The organism is Pseudomonas sp. zfem003 (assembly GCF_032621675.1).
Taxonomy (GTDB): Bacteria; Pseudomonadota; Gammaproteobacteria; order Pseudomonadales; family Pseudomonadaceae; genus Metapseudomonas; species Metapseudomonas otitidis.
In genome coordinates, this window is record NZ_JAVYJG010000001.1 from 477,927 (window position 1) to 493,332 (window position 15,406).

Below are 15,406 nucleotides of genomic sequence, written 5' to 3' on the forward strand. Positions count from 1 at the left end.
GAGGTCAACGGATGCCTCGCCTCTGTCTGGCGCTTCTGCTCCTGTGCGTCATCGGACCGGTCTGGGCGCTGCAGGGCGCCCCCCTCGACCGTGATGAACTACGCCTGTCCCTGAGCCCCTTCGCCGCCTATGTCGAAGACCCCGACGGCAGCCTCGGCGCCGAGCGGGTGCGCCAGCTGCCCGACGAGGCCTTCACTCCCGTCCACGGCGAGCACGCCAACCTGGGCAAGAACGCCTCGGTGTGGTGGTTCAGGGTCCGCCTGGTCAACAGCCGCCCCCACCCGGTGGCCGGCTACCTGGAAGTCAACTACCCGCTGCTGGACCACATCCGCCTCTACGCCTACGGCCCCGACGGCCGCGTCAGCGAGCAGGAAACCGGCGACAGCTTCGCCTTCGCCCAGCGCCCGGTGCAGGTGCGCAACTTCTGGTTCCCCCTGGAGGTGCAGCCGGGGGTCAGCACCGTGCTGCTGCGGGTGGAGAGCACCAGCACGCTGTTCCTGCCGCTGTTCTTCAGCACCTACGGCGCCAGCGCCGCCGCCCAGGAGAACTTCATGGGGTTCAACGGCGCCTTCTACGGCGTGCTGTTCGCCATGTTCTTCTACAACCTGTTCCTCTACCTTTCGCTGCGCGAGTCCGCCTACCTCTGGTACCTGGCCTACAACCTCAACGTCGGCCTGCTCGCCGCCTGCTTCGACGGCATGCTGTTCAAGCTGCTGCCCGAACACGTCGCGCTGCAGTCGGTGAGCATCTACATCCTCATGTACCTGCACTGCCTCACGGCCGTGCAGTTCAGCCGCCACTTCCTCCACGCACGCGCCTACTTCCCGCGCCTGGACAACTGCCTGCGCGGCGCCATGCTGCTCACCCTGCTGGCCTTCGCCTCCGCCCCGCTGGTGGGCCTGGCGGCCTGGAACATCCTCGCCAGCCTCACCGTCTCGGCGGTGTCCCTGCTGCTGCTGGCCACCGGCGTCTACGTCTGGCGGCGCGGTGTGCGCTACGGCTCCTACTACACCCTGGCCTGGGGGATCATGCTGTTCGCCTTCATCCAGGCCACCACCGGCTCCCTGGGCGTGGAGGTGCTGGGCATCTTCGGCGCCACGGCGGTGAAGATCGGCGTCACCATCGAACTGATCACCCTCTCCATCGGCCTCGCCGACCGCATCAACACCCTCAAGGAAGAAGGCTACCGCTCGCGCCAGGCCGCCGAGCAGGCCCACGTCGAGAGCCGCGCCAAGAGCCGCTTCCTGGCCAAGATGAGCCACGAGATCCGCACCCCGCTCAACGGCGTGCTGGGCATGTTGCACCTGCTGAAGGAAACCTCGCTGGACCGCACCCAGCGCTTCTACGTCGACACCATCTCCAGCTCGGGGACCGCGCTCATGGCCGTGATCAACGACATCCTCGACTACGCCCGCATCGAGTCCGGCAAGCTGACCCTGGAGCACATCGAGTTCGACCTGGAGCAACTGGTCTCCGACGCCCTCAGCCTGTTCACCGCCCAGGCCCTGGACAAGCGCCTGCGCCTTTATGTCAGCCTGGAGAACGGCGTACCCCGGCGGGTCCAGGGCGACCCCACGCGGCTCAAGCAGATCCTCATGAACCTGCTGAGCAACGCCCTCAAGTTCACCGCCGAAGGCCACGTCGCCCTCAACGTCAGCCGCCGCAACAACAGCCTGGGCGAACCGCGCCTGGTGTTCGCCATCAGCGACAGCGGCATCGGCATCCGCACCGAATCCCTCTCCCAGCTGTTCGACTCCTTCGCCCAGGGCGACTCCAGCACCACCCGCCGCTACGGCGGCAGCGGCCTGGGCCTGGCCATCAGCAAGGAGCTGGTGGAGATGATGGGCGGCCGCATCGAAGTGCAGAGCACCCCCGGCCAGGGCACCCGGTTCTCCTTCGACCTGCCTCTGCAGGCCGTGGAGGAAACCGACGAACTGCCGGCCCTGCTGAACGGCCGCACCGCCCTGCTCACCTCCCTCGACGGCCTCGGCCTGGACACCCTCGGCCGCCTGCTGGGCCGCTGGGGCATGCGCACCGAGCGCTGCCAGGACCCGGAGCGCCTGCGGGACTACCTGGAAGACTTCGCCGTGCCGCCGCTGCTGGTGCTCATGGCGCCCTGGCCAGGCAGCGTCACCCATTGGCTCGACAGCCTGCGACCCAGCCTCGCCAAGGGCCAGCGCGTGCTGCTGCTGTGCCCGCCCGAACAGTGCCAGAACCTGCCCCCCAGCGAGGGCCTGCAGCTGCTGGCCATGGCCCAGCCGCTGGCGGTGCTGCCGCTGCGCCAGGCCCTGCTCGACCTGTACCGCGAACAACCGGCCACGCCGGCGCCCGCACCGGCACCTCAGCACCCCGAGGCGGACCGCGCGCCCTGCGTGATGGTGGCCGAGGACAACCCGGTGAACCAGCTGGTGGTCCAGGGCTTCCTCAAGCGCCAGGGCTACCGGGTGCGCACCGTGGCCAACGGCGTGGCCGCCGTGGCCGAGTACGAGCGCGACCCGCAGGGCATCTCGCTGATCCTGATGGACTGCGAAATGCCGGAGATGGACGGCTTCGAGGCCACCCGCCGCATCCGCGTGCTGGAACGCAACCGCCACCTGGCCCCGGTGCCCATCGTCGCCCTCACCGCGCACATCTTCGACGAACACCGCGAAGCCGGCGCCGCCGCCGGCATGGACGACTTCCTCGGCAAGCCCCTCGACGCCCACCAGCTCTACACCACCCTGGACCGCCATCTGGCGCGCCAGCGCGTGGAAGACGAGAGCTGAACGCCCGCAGGTGCTACGATCGCGCCCCCGCTCCACGAGGCCCACCCATGCTCATCCCCCACCACCTGCTGGAACCCGAGACCCTGACCCGGCTGATCGAGGACTTCGTCACCCGCGACGGCACCGACAACGGCGACGAGACCCCGCTCGACACCCGCGTCGCCCGCGTGCGCAAGGCCCTGGAGAAGAAGCAGGCGGTCATCCTCTTCGACCCCGACAGCCAGCAATGCCAGCTGATGCTGCGCAGCGAAGTGCCCAGGGAACTGCTGGTGGAAGACGAGGACGAGTGATGCGCCGGCTCGACCACCTTTCCCCGGGCTGAAGCCCGGGCTACGGCCGATCACGCCCCGTCGCTGGGCGAATGAATTCGCCCCTGCAGGCTTGCCCCATTCGCCGGGCACACGATCCCCCGGAAGCACCCGTAGCCTGGGCTTCAGCCCAGGGCCACGCCGGCATCCCCGGTGAAATGCCCAATTGAAGCATCGGCTCACCTCTTCCCGGGCTGAAGCCCGGGCTACGGCCGACCACGCCCGCGTCACTGGGCGAATGAATTCGCCCCTACAGGGTTGCCCCATTCTCCGTGCGCACGATCACCCGGAAGCACCCGTAGCCTGGGCTTCAGCCCAGGGCCACGCCGGCATCCCCGGTGAAATGCCCAAGTGACGCACCGGCTCCCGCCCTCCCCGGGCTGAAGCCCGGGCTACGGCCCGCCACGCCCGCGTCACTGGGCGAATGAATTCGCCCCTACAGGGTTGCCCCATTCGCCGGGCACACGATCACCCGGAAGCACCCGTAGCCTGGGCTTCAGCCCAGGGCCACGCCGGCATTCCCGGTGAAATGCCCAAGTGATGCACCGGCTCCCGCCCTCCCCGGGCTGAAGCCCGGGCTACGGCCGATCACGCTCCGCGTCGCTGGGCGGATGAATTCGCCCCTACGGGTTTGCGCCATTGGCCGGGTGCACGATCACCGTGGCGGTGATGCCGGCGGCGAGGAGCACGCCCTCGGGCACCTTGTCGATGTGGATGCGCACCGGTACCCGCTGGGCCAGGCGCACCCAGTTGAAAGTGGGGTTCACGTCGGCCACCAGCTCGCGGCTCTGGGGGTTGTCGCGGTCGTAGATGGCGCGGGCGATGCTCTGCACATGGCCTTCCAGGCGCTCGCCGCTCATCAGCTGCAGCTCCGCCGGGTCGCCCACGGCGATGTGCGGCAGCTTGGTTTCCTCGAAGTAGCCGTAGACCCAGTAGGACGCCTCGTCCACCACCGCCAGCTTGGCCTCGCCGATGCGCGCGTAGTCGCCGGCGTGCACGGTCAGGTTGGTCACGTAGCCGTCCACCGGCGCGCGCACGTCGGTACGGGCCAGGTTCAGCCGGGCCGCCTCCAGGTTGGCCTGGGCCTGCTGGTAGTCCGCCTCGGCGGCCAGCGCGGTGTTGCTGGCGTCGTCCAGGCTCTCGCGGGAGACCACCTGCTCGTCCATCGCCGCGCGGCGGTGGGCGCTGAGCCGGCGCATGTCCAGCACCGCCTTGCGGGCGTTCACCTGGGCTTCGGCCTGCTTCACCGCCAGGCGGTAGTGCTCGGGGTCGATGCGCATCAGCAGGTCGCCCTTCTTCACCCGCTGGTTGTCGGCCACCGGCACCTCCACCACCACACCGGACACATCCGCCGCGACGTTGATGATGTCGGCGCGCACGCGGCCGTCGCGGGTCCAGGGGCTGTCCATGTAGTTCACCCAGAGGGTGCGGCCGATGAACACGGCCAGGAGCAGGACGAGAAGGGTCGCCAGCAGGCTGAAGACGGATTTGAGGGTCATGGTGGGCTCGATCAACGGTAGACGAACAACGAAAGCCCGCCGAACAGGCAGGCGAACAGGCTCACCCGGAACAGCACCGGGTGCCAGGCGAAGCGGTACAGGCCGGCGGCGGCCAGCACCCGGTCCAGAGCCCAGCAGGCCAGCGCGGTGGCGATGAACAGCAGGGTCAGGGTCGGCATGTAGACGCCGTGGAAGGCGATCTCGCGGGGCAGGCTGTCAGGCAGCATGGGCAGGCGCTCCGGCAGGGGCGGACCCGCGCAGGGGCGACTGCGGGTCCAGCAGGGAGGTACGGATGAAGTGCAGGTAGCTGAGCACACGGCGCAGGCGGGACTGCTCGAAGTCGGCGCCGCCGGGCTCCTCGGTGGCGCGCACGGCGTCGATGGCCTGTTCCACCGCCAGCCGGGCCCGTTCCAGGTTGCCCGCCCCCGGTTTCATGAACAGCCGCGCCAGGGCCCGGCCCATGGCCCGCACGGCCTGGCGCCAGGGCTGGTCCTCGGCGTAGCACGGCGCCGCCGGCAGCAACGCCTGCTCGCGGCGCAGCTCCAGCACCGCGTGGCCCACCTCCAGCACCTGGAAGGTCCAGCGCAGCAGGCCGCGCTGCACCTCGGGCCGCCCGCTGGCGACGCCGTAGGCCTGGTTGAGCAGGTCCCGCGTGCCGCTGTCGAACGCCGCCGGCAGCAGCTCGCCGCGCTCGCTGGTGGCCAGCACCACGCGCTGGCGCAGGTCGCGCTCCAGGCGCCGCCAGAGCCAGGCACTGGTGGGCGGCAGGATCACCGCCGTGACCACCGCCGCCAGGGCCTGGGCGAGGATCAGCGCCAGGTACTCGTTGAGCATGCGCCCCGGGTCGTAGACCGTGAGGTTGGCCGGGATCGCGCCGAAGCTGAAGAACACCAGCAGCCCCAGGCCGTAGCCTGCCCACTGCGGGCGCACCGAGAGGAAGGCGCCGAAGGCGAACACCGGCGCCACCGCCAGGGCCAGCAGCGGGAAGCCGTCCAGGTGCGGCAGCACGAAGAAGGTCACGGTGAAGCCGAGGATGGCCGCCAGCACCGTGCCCATGGCCATCTGCATCGCCATCCGCGCCGGATTGGGCGCCGCCGACACCAGTGCCGCCACGGCGGCGGCGTTGAGCACGAAGCTGCTGCCGCTGGGCCAGGCGGTCTCGATCCAGAACAGGCCGAACACCAGCACCATCAGCGCGGTGCGCGCCCCGGCCACCAGCGCCGCCAGGGAGCTGGCCTTGGCGGCGAAGGACGGTTTCCAGTTCTCCCGCTCGTGGCGGTGGGACGCCAGGGACGCATGGGTGCGGGTGTAGCCCTGCAGCTCATCGGCGAAGCGGTAGAGCAGTTCGGCGGCGGTGTCGAAGTCCAGCCGCTGGGCCTCGTCGGCACCGGCGGCGAGCAGCCGGGCACGGGCATCGCGGATGCGCTGCTTGAGCTGCTGGCGGCGGTCTTCCAGGCGCTCGGCCAGGGCCAGGGCGTCCTGGTCGGTGAGCGGGCGCTCGCGCCAGGGCCCGAGCACCTCGCGCACGCCGGCCAGGCACGGCTCCAGGGCCTGCAGCACCGTGCCGTCGCCCTGGGCCCGCAGCCGTGCGAGCAGCTGATGCAGGGCGTGATAGCGGGTGGTCAGGGCCATGAACTCGCTGTTCAGGCGTGACAGCCGGCCGCTGCGCAGGCGCATGTGCGGGTCCTCGAAGCCGGTGGCGCTGCGCAGCGCCTCCAGCCCCACCGCCTGGCTGGCGAAGGCCACGTTGGAGGCCTCGAAACGCTGGCGGTCGCCGCCGTCCAGGTGCTCCAGGACGAACGCGGCGAAGGCGCCGAAGCGCTGGTAGAGGGCGTTGCGCATGGCCGCGCTGGAGGTCTGCGGGAGGATCAGCGCGCTCACCAGGCTGGCGCAGCCGATGCCCAGGGCGATCTCCAGGATGCGCCACAGCGCCTGCATGAATGCCGCCTCCGGGTGGGTGGTGGCGGGCAGGCCGATGAGGGTGGCGGTGTAGCCGGCCAGCACGCAGGCGTAGGAGCGGAAGTCGCGGTAGCGGGTGGCGCCCACGGTGCACAGGCCTATCCACAGGGAGGACACCAGCAGGAACAGCACCCGCTCCTGGGCGAACAGCGCGATCAACGCCACCATCACCGTCAGCCCCACCAGGCTGCCGAGGATGCGGTAGAAGCCCTTCGCCAACACCTGGCCGCTCTGCGGCTGCATGACGATGAACACCGTGATGGTCGCCGTGCTCGGCTGCGGCAGCTCCAGGCGCATGGCCAGCCACAGGGTGACCAGCGCCGCCAGCAGCACCTTGCCGATGTAGACCCAGGTGACGCCGTCGCTGCGCGCCCACTCGAAGAAGGCCCGGCGCCAGGCCTCGGCATCCGGCAGGCGCAGGCCGCCGTGGGAAGCGGCCATCAGCGTGCCTCCGGGGTGCGCAGCGGCACCCGCTCAGGCAGCAGGTGGGCGTCGTCCGGCGCCTGGTCCGGCTCGCCCAGGCCGCCACCGAGGGCGATCACCAGGCCGGCGTGGGCCGCCAGGCGACCGGCATGGACCTGCTGCGCCACCTCCTGCTGCTGGAACAGGCGGGTCTGGGCGTTGAGCACGTTGAGGTAGTCGGTCAGCCCGCCCTGGTAGGCCTGGGTGGCCAGTTCGTAGGTGTGCTGCGCGGCGGCCACCGAGTCATCGGCCAGCTGCTGCTGGCGGGCCAGGCTGCGCACGCGGATCAGTTGGTCGGACACGTCCTGCAGGGCCTGCACCAGGGTGCCGTTGTAGCGCGCCACAGCCGCGTCGTAGGACGCCGAGGCTTCGCCCAGCAGGGCCCGGCGCCGGCCACCGTCGAAGACCGGCAAGGACAGCGCCGGGCCGATGCCGTAGTTGAATTTCTGCCCCCGGAGGAACTCCAGCATGCCGCCGCCCACGGCGTTGTAGCCGACGCTCGCCACCAGGTCGACGTTGGGGTAGAAGTCGGCCTCCGCCGCGTCCACCCCACGGGCTTCGGCAGCCACCTGCCAGCGGCTGGCCACCAGGTCCGGGCGGTGCCCCAGGAGCTCCACCGGCAGGCGCGCCGGCAGGCCCGGCTCGGCCGCCAGGGACAGGCTCGGGCGGCGCAGCTCGGCCGCCGCGCCGGGCCCCTTGCCGGCTAGGGCGGCCAGCTGGTTGCGGCTGAGGGCGATGGCCTCCTCCACCGCTTCCAGGCGGCGGCGGGTCTCCGGCAGCGGCACCTCGGCCTGGCTCACCTCGAACTGGGTGCCGAGCCCCCCGCCCAGGCGCCGCCGGGCCAGGTCGAGAATGGCCTGCTGCTGGTCCAGCAGCGCCTGGGCGATGTCCCGCTCGGCGTATTGCAGGGACAGCTGCACGTAGGCGCGCACCACGTTGCCCTCCAGCTCCAGCTGGGCCATGCGCGCCTGGGCAGCGCTCATGCGGGCGAGGTCCTGGTAGTGCTCGGCGATGCTGGACTCGCGCCCCCAGAAGTCGAAGGCGTAGCTCAGCCCCAGGGCGGCCTCGTTGTTCCAGGTGGTGGTGCGGGCCAGCTCGCCGGGGCCGTAGAAATAGTCCGTGGGCCAGCGGTGGCGGCTGAGGGACGCCTTGGCGTCGACCTGGGGCGACTCCACCGCCTCGGCGGCGCCGGCCAGGGAGGCGGCCATGCGCACCCGCGCGCGGGCCTCGGCCAGGCTCGGGCTGCCGGCCAGGGCCTGGTCGATCCAGGCGTCCAGCTGCGGGTCGCCGAAGGCCTGCCACCAGCGCTGCCGGGGCCAGCCGGCATCCTGCCCGGCCTGGGCGATGGCAGCATCCAGCTGCAGGTGGTCGGGGGCCAGGCGTTGTTCGGAGGGGGCGATGCCCTGGGTGGAAAGGCAACCGGCCATTGTTGAAAAAATGACAACGGCGCTGGCGGACCTCAGTCCTCTGGCGAGACGACGCGGCACGGTGGGGTGTCCTGGGATGGTGTGGCTGGATTGGAGCGGAGAGCAGGCACCGACGGGTGCCCGGTGGAGCAGATTCTAGGGATCGGCCCGCACCGGCATAAGCGGGGCATTCGGTGAATGACTATTACCGGATCAGTAACAATCCGCCGGCCCGGCCGCGTGATAATGGCGCCCCCAGCCCTCACCCCGAGCCGCCCCATGGACACCCTGCAGACCATGCGCGCCTTCAGCTGCGTCGCCGACACCGGCAGCTTCACCGCCGCCGCCCAGCAGCTGGGCACCACCACCGCCAACATCTCCCGCGCCGTGGCCCACCTGGAAGGCCACCTGAAGGCGCGCCTGCTCAACCGCACCACCCGGCGCATTGCCCTGACCGAGGCCGGCCAGCGCTACCTGCTGCGCTGCCAGCAGATCCTCGCCTATGTGGAAGAAGCCGAAGCGGAGGCCGGCGACGCCCATGCGCGCCCGGCCGGGCGGCTGCGGGTGCATTCCATGACCGGCATCGGCCAGCACTACGTGATCCGCGCCATGGCCGGCTACCGCCAGCAATACCCCGACGTGAGCTTCGACCTGACCCTGGCCAACCGGGTGCCGGACCTGCTGGATGAAGGGCTGGACGTGGCCATCGTGGTCGCCACCGAGCTGCCCGACTCGGGGCTGGTGTCCCAGCGCATCGGCGCCACCTACAGCATCCTCTGCGCCTCCCCCGGCTACATCGCCGAGCGTGGCGCCCCGCGCACCCCGGCGGACCTGGCCCAGCACGAGTGCCTGCTGCTGATCAGCCCGGTGATGCCCTTCGACCGCTGGCACTTCGTCGGCCCCGACGGCGAACAGATGATCACCCTCGGCAACCCCAGCTTCCAGGTGAACGTGGGCGATGCCATGACCGAGGCCATCCGCTCCGGCATGGGCATCGGCGTCCTGCCGCTGTACTCGGCCATGGACGGGCTACGCGACGGCTCTCTGGTGCCGGTGCTGCCCCACTACCGCCTGCAGTGCCTGAACATCTACGCGCTCTACCCCTCGCGCCAGTACCTGGACGCGAAGATCAAGACCTGGGTGACCTACCTGCGCGAGACCCTACCCGACGCGCTGCAGGCCGACGAGGTGGAGCTGGCCGGCATTCGCGCCCGCGCCGGTTGAGCGGCGCGGGCGACGGGCTCAGGCGCCCGCCTTCTCCATTACCAGGTCCGGCGCGGCGGCGGGCTTGAGCAGGGCGTAGAGCACGGCGGTGAGCAGGCTGCCGGCGACGATGGCCAGCAGGTACGGCAGCACGTGGTTGATGGCGTTGGGGATGAGCAGCACGAACAGCCCGCCGTGGGGTGCCATCAGCTTGCAGCCGAAGTACATGGACAGCGCCCCGGTGAGCGCACCGCCGGCGATGCTGGCCGGGATGACCCGCAGCGGGTCCTTGGCCGCGAAGGGAATCGCCCCCTCGGAGATGAAGCACAGCCCCAGCACCAGCGCCGCCTTGCCCGCCTCCCGCTCGCTCTGGGCGAACTTGCGCCGCGCCAGCAGGCAGGCCAGGCCCAGGCCGATGGGCGGCACCATGCCGGCGGCCATGGTGGCGGCCATCGGCGCGTAGCTCTGGGAGGCCAGCAGGCCCACCGAGAAGGCGTAGGCGGCCTTGTTGATCGGCCCGCCCAGGTCCACGCACATCATCCCGCCCAGCAGCACGCCGAGGAGGATGGCGTTGGTGGCGCCCATGCCGTCGAGGAAGCGGGTCAGCGCGGCGAGCATGCCGGCCACCGGCGTGCCCACCACGTAGATCATCACCAGCCCGGTCACCAGGCTCGCCAGCAGCGGGATGATCAGGATCGGCTTCAGCGCCTCCAGGCTCTGCGGCAGGTGCAGCCAGCGGTTGATGGCGCGGGCGCAGTAGCCGGCGATGAAGCCGGCGACGATGCCGCCGATGAAGCCCGCCCCCAGGGTGCCGGCCAGCAGCCCGCCGATCATCCCCGGTGCCAGGCCCGGCCGGTCGGCGATGGAATAGGCGATGTAGCCGGCCAGCAGCGGCACCATCAGCTTGAAGGCGGTGTCGCCGCCGATCTGCATCAGCGCAGCGGCCAGGGTGCCCTGCTCCTTGAACGCCTCGATGCCGAAGACGAAGGACAGGGCGATCAGCAGGCCCCCCGCCACCACCATCGGCAGCATGAAGGACACACCGGTGAGCAGGTGCTTGTACAGGCCCTTGGCCTCGCCGCCCTTCTCCGCCGCACGCGGTGCGGGGCCGGAGGAGGCCTCCGCCTGCAGCTCGCGGGCTTCGGCCAGGGCGCGCTCCAGGGTCGCCTCGGCCTGTTTGAGGGCCACGCCGGTGCCGCAGCGGTAGACCCGCTTGCCGGCGAAGCGCGCCAGATCCACCTCGATGTCGGTGGCCAGCAGCACCACGTCGGCGCGGGCGATGGCGTCCGCCGGCAGCGGATCACGGGCGCCCACCGATCCCTGGGTTTCCACCAGCAGGTCGTAGCCCAGGCGCTGGGCGGCCTGCTTGAGGGCCTCGGCGGCCATGAAGGTGTGCGCCACCCCGGTCGGGCAGGCGGTCACCGCCACCAGGCGCGGGCGCTGGACGCGGGCGCCGACCTCGGAGGGCTCGCGCAGGGCCGCGCGGGCCTCGGCGCGACGCAGGAAATGCTCGGGTGCCTGCAGCGCCTCCACCGGGCTGGAGAGGAACACCCGCTTGCCGCTGAAGCGCGACAGGTCCACCTCGCCGGTGGCCACCACCAGCACCCAGTCGGCGGCGGCCAGGTCGGTGGCGGACAGCGGTGCTCCGCCGGGCATCTCCACGCAGGTGCTCCAGCCCAGGCGGCGGGCGGCGGCGTCCAGCAGGCGGGCGCTGATCAGGCTGGTGACGGCCCCGTTGGGGCACGCCGTGACTAGGGCGAGTTTCATCGGGAGACCTCGTGCTGTGCGGGGGCATCGACCAGGGTGACGGCGCCTTCCAGCGCGGCCAGCTGGGCCCGGTCGTGAATGCCGAAACCGATCTGGGTGACGGCCTGGGCGGCAATGGCGGTGGCGTGGCGCAGGGTCTGCTGCGGCGACCAGCCGCTGAGCAGGCCGTGCAGCATGCCGGCCAGCAGCGAATCCCCGGCGCCGACGGTGCTCGCCACCTGCACCCTGGGCGGACGGGCTGCCAGCACCCCGCCCGGGTTGAACCAGCGCACCCCGTCGGCGCCAAGGGACAGCACCAGGTGCTCGATGCCCATCGCGTGCAGGCGCTGGGCCTCCAGGGCCTGGGCGGCGGCGTCATCCAGAGGGTGGCCGCAGGCGTCCGCCAGTTCCTCCTGGTTCGGCTTCACCAGCCAGGGCGCGCAGTCGAGCCCGGCACGCAGTGCCGCGCCGCTGGTGTCCAGCGCCACCCGGGCACCCAGCCCGCGCAGGCGCTGCAGCAGCGTCCGCAGCCAGTCCGGGTCCACGCCCCGGGGCAGGCTGCCGGCCACCACCACCAGGTCGTGGCCCGGCACCAGGCTGTCCAGCCGCTCCAGCAGCGCGGCCCTGGCGGCCGCGTCGACTTCGGGGCCGGGGCCGTTGATGTCGGTGATGCGGCCGTCGTCCTCGGCCAGCTTGAGGTTGCTGCGGGTCTCCCCGTCGACGCGGACGAAGGCATCGTGGAAGCCGCGCCGGGCGAACAGCGCCTCGAACGGCTGGGCGTTGTCGGCACCGAGGAAGCCGGCCACCGACAGGCTGTGGCCGAGGTCGGCCAGCACCTGGGCCACGTTGAGGCCCTTGCCGGCGGCGTGGGCCACCAGGGCATCGCCCCGGTTCACTGCGCCCGGCACCAGCTGGCGCAGGCGCAGGGTGAGGTCCAGCGCGGGGTTGAGGGTCAGGGTGAGGATGCGTGCCATCAGAATCGCTCCGCCAGTTCGCGCACGGCTTCGGCGCTTTCGGCCTGCAGGGCCACGGCGGCCAGCTCCTGGGCGGCCGCCTGGCTCATGGCGCGGATGCGCGCCTTGATTTCCGCAATGCTGCGTGCGGACACGCTCAGCTCGTCCACCCCCAGCCCCACCAGCAGCGGCACCGCCAGCGGGTCGGAGGCCAGTTCGCCGCACACGCCGGCCCACTTGCCGTGGGCATGGGCGGCGCGCACGGTCATGTCGATCAGCTGCAGCACCGCCGGGTGCAGCCCATCGGCCTGGGCGGACAGGGTCGGGTGGCCACGGTCGATGGCCAGGGCGTACTGGGTCAGGTCGTTGGTGCCGATGCTGAAGAAGTCCACCTCGCGGGCCAGTACCGGCGCCAGCAGGGCGGCGGACGGCACTTCCACCATGATCCCCAGCTGCACGTCGGCATGGGGCAGCTCGCCCAGCAGCTCACGGGCCATGTCCCGCGCCTGGCGCCACTCGCCGACGCTGCCGACCATGGGGAACATGATGCGCAGCGGTCGGCCCTCGGCGGCCTGCAGCAGCGCGCGCAGCTGGGTGCGCATCACCTGCGGGCGCTGCAGGGTCAGGCGCACGCCGCGCAGACCTAGGAAGGGGTTCTCCTCGGTGGGGATGGGCCAATAGGGCAACGGCTTGTCGCCGCCCACGTCGAGGGTCCGCGCCACCAGCGGGCGCCCGTCCAGAGCGTCGAACACGCGGCGGTAGTCGGCCTCCTGGGTGGCCAGGTCGGGGGCCTGGGCGTGGGCCATGAAGATGAACTCGGTGCGCAGCAGGCCGATGCCCTCGGCCCCCTGGGCCACGGCCGCCGCGGCGCCCTGGGCGTCACCCAGGTTGGCGCAGACCTCCACTGCATGGCCGTCGCGGGTCACCGCCGGCTCCAGCTTGTGGGCCTCGGCCTCGCGCAGCAGGCGCTCGCGTTCGCTGCGCTCCTGGCGGGCACGCTCCAGCAGCGCTGCCTCGGGTTCCACCACCAGGCGCCCTCGCCCGCCGTCCAGCAGCAGCATGGCGCCCGGCGCCAGGGCCAGGACCCGCGCGCCCGCGCCCACCAGCGCCGGGATGCCCAGCGCCCGCGCGACGATGGCGCTGTGGGAGGTGGCGCCACCCCGGGCGGTGAGGATGCCGGCGACCCGCTCGCGGTCCAGGCGGGCCACGTCCGAGGGGGCCATTTCGTCCAGCACCAGCACGTAGGGCTCGCGGGGCTCGGGCACCTCCTCCACGCCGCACAACTGGGCCAGCACGCGCCGGCCGACGTCGCGCAGGTCGGCGGCGCGCTCGGCCAGCAAGGCATCCTGCAGGGCCTCCTGCTGGCGGGCCGCCTCGCCGATGACCGCATTCCAGGCGGCAGCGGCACTCTCGCCACGGGCCAGGCGCGCGTCCACGTCCTCCACCAGGGAGGGGTCGGCGAGCATTTCCAGATGGGTGACGAAGATCTCGCGGATGGCCTTGACCTCGCTGCGCGCCACCAGCGCCTCGATCTCGCCCCGCACCTGGGCCAGGGCCTGCTCCAGGCGCTGGCGCTCCTGCGCCGGGGACTCGCCCCGGGCCGGGTAGTCGAAGGCCCGCGCCACACGGACATGGGCCGGGCCGATGGCGATGCCGGGGGACGCCGACACGGCCGCCAGCACCTCGCCGGGCTGCGGTGCAACGGCCTCGGCAGCGGGCGCCTCGGGCGCTTCCGAGGGTGCCTCGGGTCGCGCTGCGTCCAGCGGCTCCACGGTTTCGCCGAGGCCGGCCAGGATGGCGTCGCGCAGGGCCGGCAGGGCCTCGTCGGCGATCGCCGGTTCGGCCAACAGCTCCAGCACCTGCCCACGGCGCACGCCCAGCGCCAGCAGTTTGCTCAGGCTGCGGGCGCTGACGGCGGGCTGGCCGCTGTCGGCGACACGGATGCGGATCTCCCCGGCAAAGGCCTTGGCCGCCTGGGCCAGCTCCTTGGCGGGGCGGGCATGCAGGCCGTGGGCGTTGGCCAGGGGCACGCGCAGGCTCGGCCAGTCGGCGATGGAGTCACCGCCGAGGGTTTCCAGCAGTGCACGGCTGGATACGGCGTGCACGATCTCGCCGCCGCGCCCTTCCACCAGCAGGCTGCACAGGCGCTCCAGCAGCGCCTGGTGGGCATCCCCCAGGCTCGCCAGGCAGAACAGGCCGGCCAGGGGCTGGCCCTGGTACTGCAGGCCCCCCGCCGGGGCGACGAAGGCCAGGCCCGGCCGCTCGACGGCCTGGTCGGTGTCCAGCCACCAGAGGCCGTCGCCCAGGGGCAGCGGCTCACGCTGCAGCAGGGCCGCCGCAAAGCCCTTGTCGACGCACCCGGCGCGGCGCAGCAGGCGGGCGCCTTGCAGGGCCAGTTCGTCGAGGTCTTCGGCCTCGCTGCCGAGGGCGATCAACTGGTCGTCCAGCGCCAGGTCACGGGGAGCGCCCTGCAGCAGCTGGAGGATGGCCTCGGGGCTCTCGGCCGCGCGCAGGGCCTCGCCCAGCTCGCCTTCGCCGAGAGCACGGGTCAGCAGTTGCAGCAGGCGCAGGTGCTCATCGGACTTGGCGGCGATGCCGATGGCCAGGTACACGCGCTGGCCATCGCCCCACTCCACGCCGCCGGGGAAATGCAGCAGGCGTACGCCGGTGGCGTGCACCAGGTGGCGGGTCTCGGGGGTGCCGTGGGGAATCGCGATGCCCTGGCCGAGGCAGGTGGAGCCCTGCGCTTCGCGGGCCTCCAGCGCAGCCAGGTAGCCGTCGGCGGCCAGGCCGTCCGCCACCAGCCGCTGCGCCACCTGGCGCAGGGCGTCGGCCTTGTCCGTCGCGGCCAGGCCCATGGACACCTGTCCGGGGGTCAGTTCGAGCATGCGTGCCTCCAAACGGGCCTCGGGGCCCTCTTGTCGTTGTGCCATCTGCATCAGCTTAGGTGCTGCCTTCCGTCACGCCGGGCAGGTGCGTGCGGTCCGTGACCACGCCAGGCAGGACGTGGAAACATCTGGACAAGGGCCTTGCTGAATCGTTTCACTAAGCGTGGGCGGCACGGTAACCGATATCCTTCGCCGCTTGAAGTGCCCGGCGGACGAA

At 71.7% G+C, this 15,406-nt stretch carries 10 protein-coding genes; 3 read left to right on the forward strand and 7 right to left on the reverse strand.

Translation table 11 applies throughout. From position 1 onward, the window contains the following. Positions 1–11: 11 nt before the first annotated feature. Both RTK35_RS02120 and RTK35_RS02125 read left to right on the forward strand, forming a co-directional pair. Positions 12–2,765 (forward strand): hybrid sensor histidine kinase/response regulator, encoded by a 2,754-nt coding sequence (locus tag RTK35_RS02120; protein WP_316907260.1) that lies wholly within the window; start codon positions 12–14, stop codon positions 2,763–2,765. A gap of 47 nt (positions 2,766–2,812) precedes the next feature. Next, a complete protein-coding gene (locus tag RTK35_RS02125; RefSeq protein ID WP_044406564.1) occupies positions 2,813–3,055 on the forward strand; it encodes a YheU family protein in 243 nt (80 codons plus the stop codon). Positions 3,056–3,696: 641 nt separating this feature from the next. Here the strand turns inward: RTK35_RS02125 and RTK35_RS02130 are convergent. From RTK35_RS02130 to RTK35_RS02145, 4 genes are read right to left on the reverse strand one after another with little or no spacing between them, the layout of a single operon-like run. Next, complete coding sequence (locus RTK35_RS02130) at positions 3,697–4,572, reverse strand: HlyD family secretion protein (protein WP_044406561.1); 876 nt, start codon at positions 4,570–4,572, stop codon at positions 3,697–3,699. Between the two features lie 11 nt (positions 4,573–4,583). Beyond that, positions 4,584–4,784 carry a DUF1656 domain-containing protein gene (locus tag RTK35_RS02135; protein ID WP_044406645.1) on the reverse strand — a complete coding sequence of 67 codons (201 nt, stop codon included), beginning with the start codon at positions 4,782–4,784 and terminating at the stop codon, positions 4,584–4,586. A gap of 4 nt (positions 4,785–4,788) precedes the next feature. Beyond that, positions 4,789–6,972, reverse strand: a complete 2,184-nt coding sequence (locus tag RTK35_RS02140; protein ID WP_142009896.1) for an FUSC family protein — start codon at positions 6,970–6,972, stop codon at positions 4,789–4,791. Further along, complete coding sequence (locus tag RTK35_RS02145) at positions 6,972–8,420, reverse strand: efflux transporter outer membrane subunit (protein WP_316907261.1); 1,449 nt, start codon at positions 8,418–8,420, stop codon at positions 6,972–6,974. The genes RTK35_RS02140 and RTK35_RS02145 overlap by 1 nt, the downstream gene beginning before the upstream one ends. Before the next feature lie 258 nt (positions 8,421–8,678). On the opposite strand from RTK35_RS02145, the gene RTK35_RS02150 reads away from it, so the two are divergent. Continuing rightward, positions 8,679–9,623, forward strand: coding sequence for a LysR family transcriptional regulator (locus RTK35_RS02150; protein WP_044406553.1), 945 nt, complete (start codon positions 8,679–8,681; stop codon positions 9,621–9,623). Positions 9,624–9,641: 18 nt separating this feature from the next. On the opposite strand, the gene RTK35_RS02155 is transcribed toward RTK35_RS02150, so the two are convergent. From RTK35_RS02155 to ptsP, 3 genes are read right to left on the reverse strand one after another with little or no spacing between them, the layout of a single operon-like run. Beyond that, on the reverse strand, positions 9,642–11,369 hold the full coding sequence (locus tag RTK35_RS02155) for a fructose-specific PTS transporter subunit EIIC (RefSeq protein WP_316907262.1): 1,728 nt from the start codon (positions 11,367–11,369) through the stop codon (positions 9,642–9,644). Next, positions 11,366–12,322: a 1-phosphofructokinase gene (gene pfkB / locus RTK35_RS02160; RefSeq protein WP_279804180.1), complete on the reverse strand. Its 957-nt coding sequence runs from the start codon at positions 12,320–12,322 to the stop codon at positions 11,366–11,368. The genes RTK35_RS02155 and pfkB overlap by 4 nt, the downstream gene beginning before the upstream one ends. Next, complete coding sequence (ptsP, locus tag RTK35_RS02165; RefSeq protein ID WP_316907263.1) at positions 12,322–15,189, reverse strand: phosphoenolpyruvate--protein phosphotransferase; 2,868 nt, start codon at positions 15,187–15,189, stop codon at positions 12,322–12,324. The genes pfkB and ptsP overlap by 1 nt, the downstream gene beginning before the upstream one ends. Positions 15,190–15,406 lie beyond the last annotated feature (217 nt).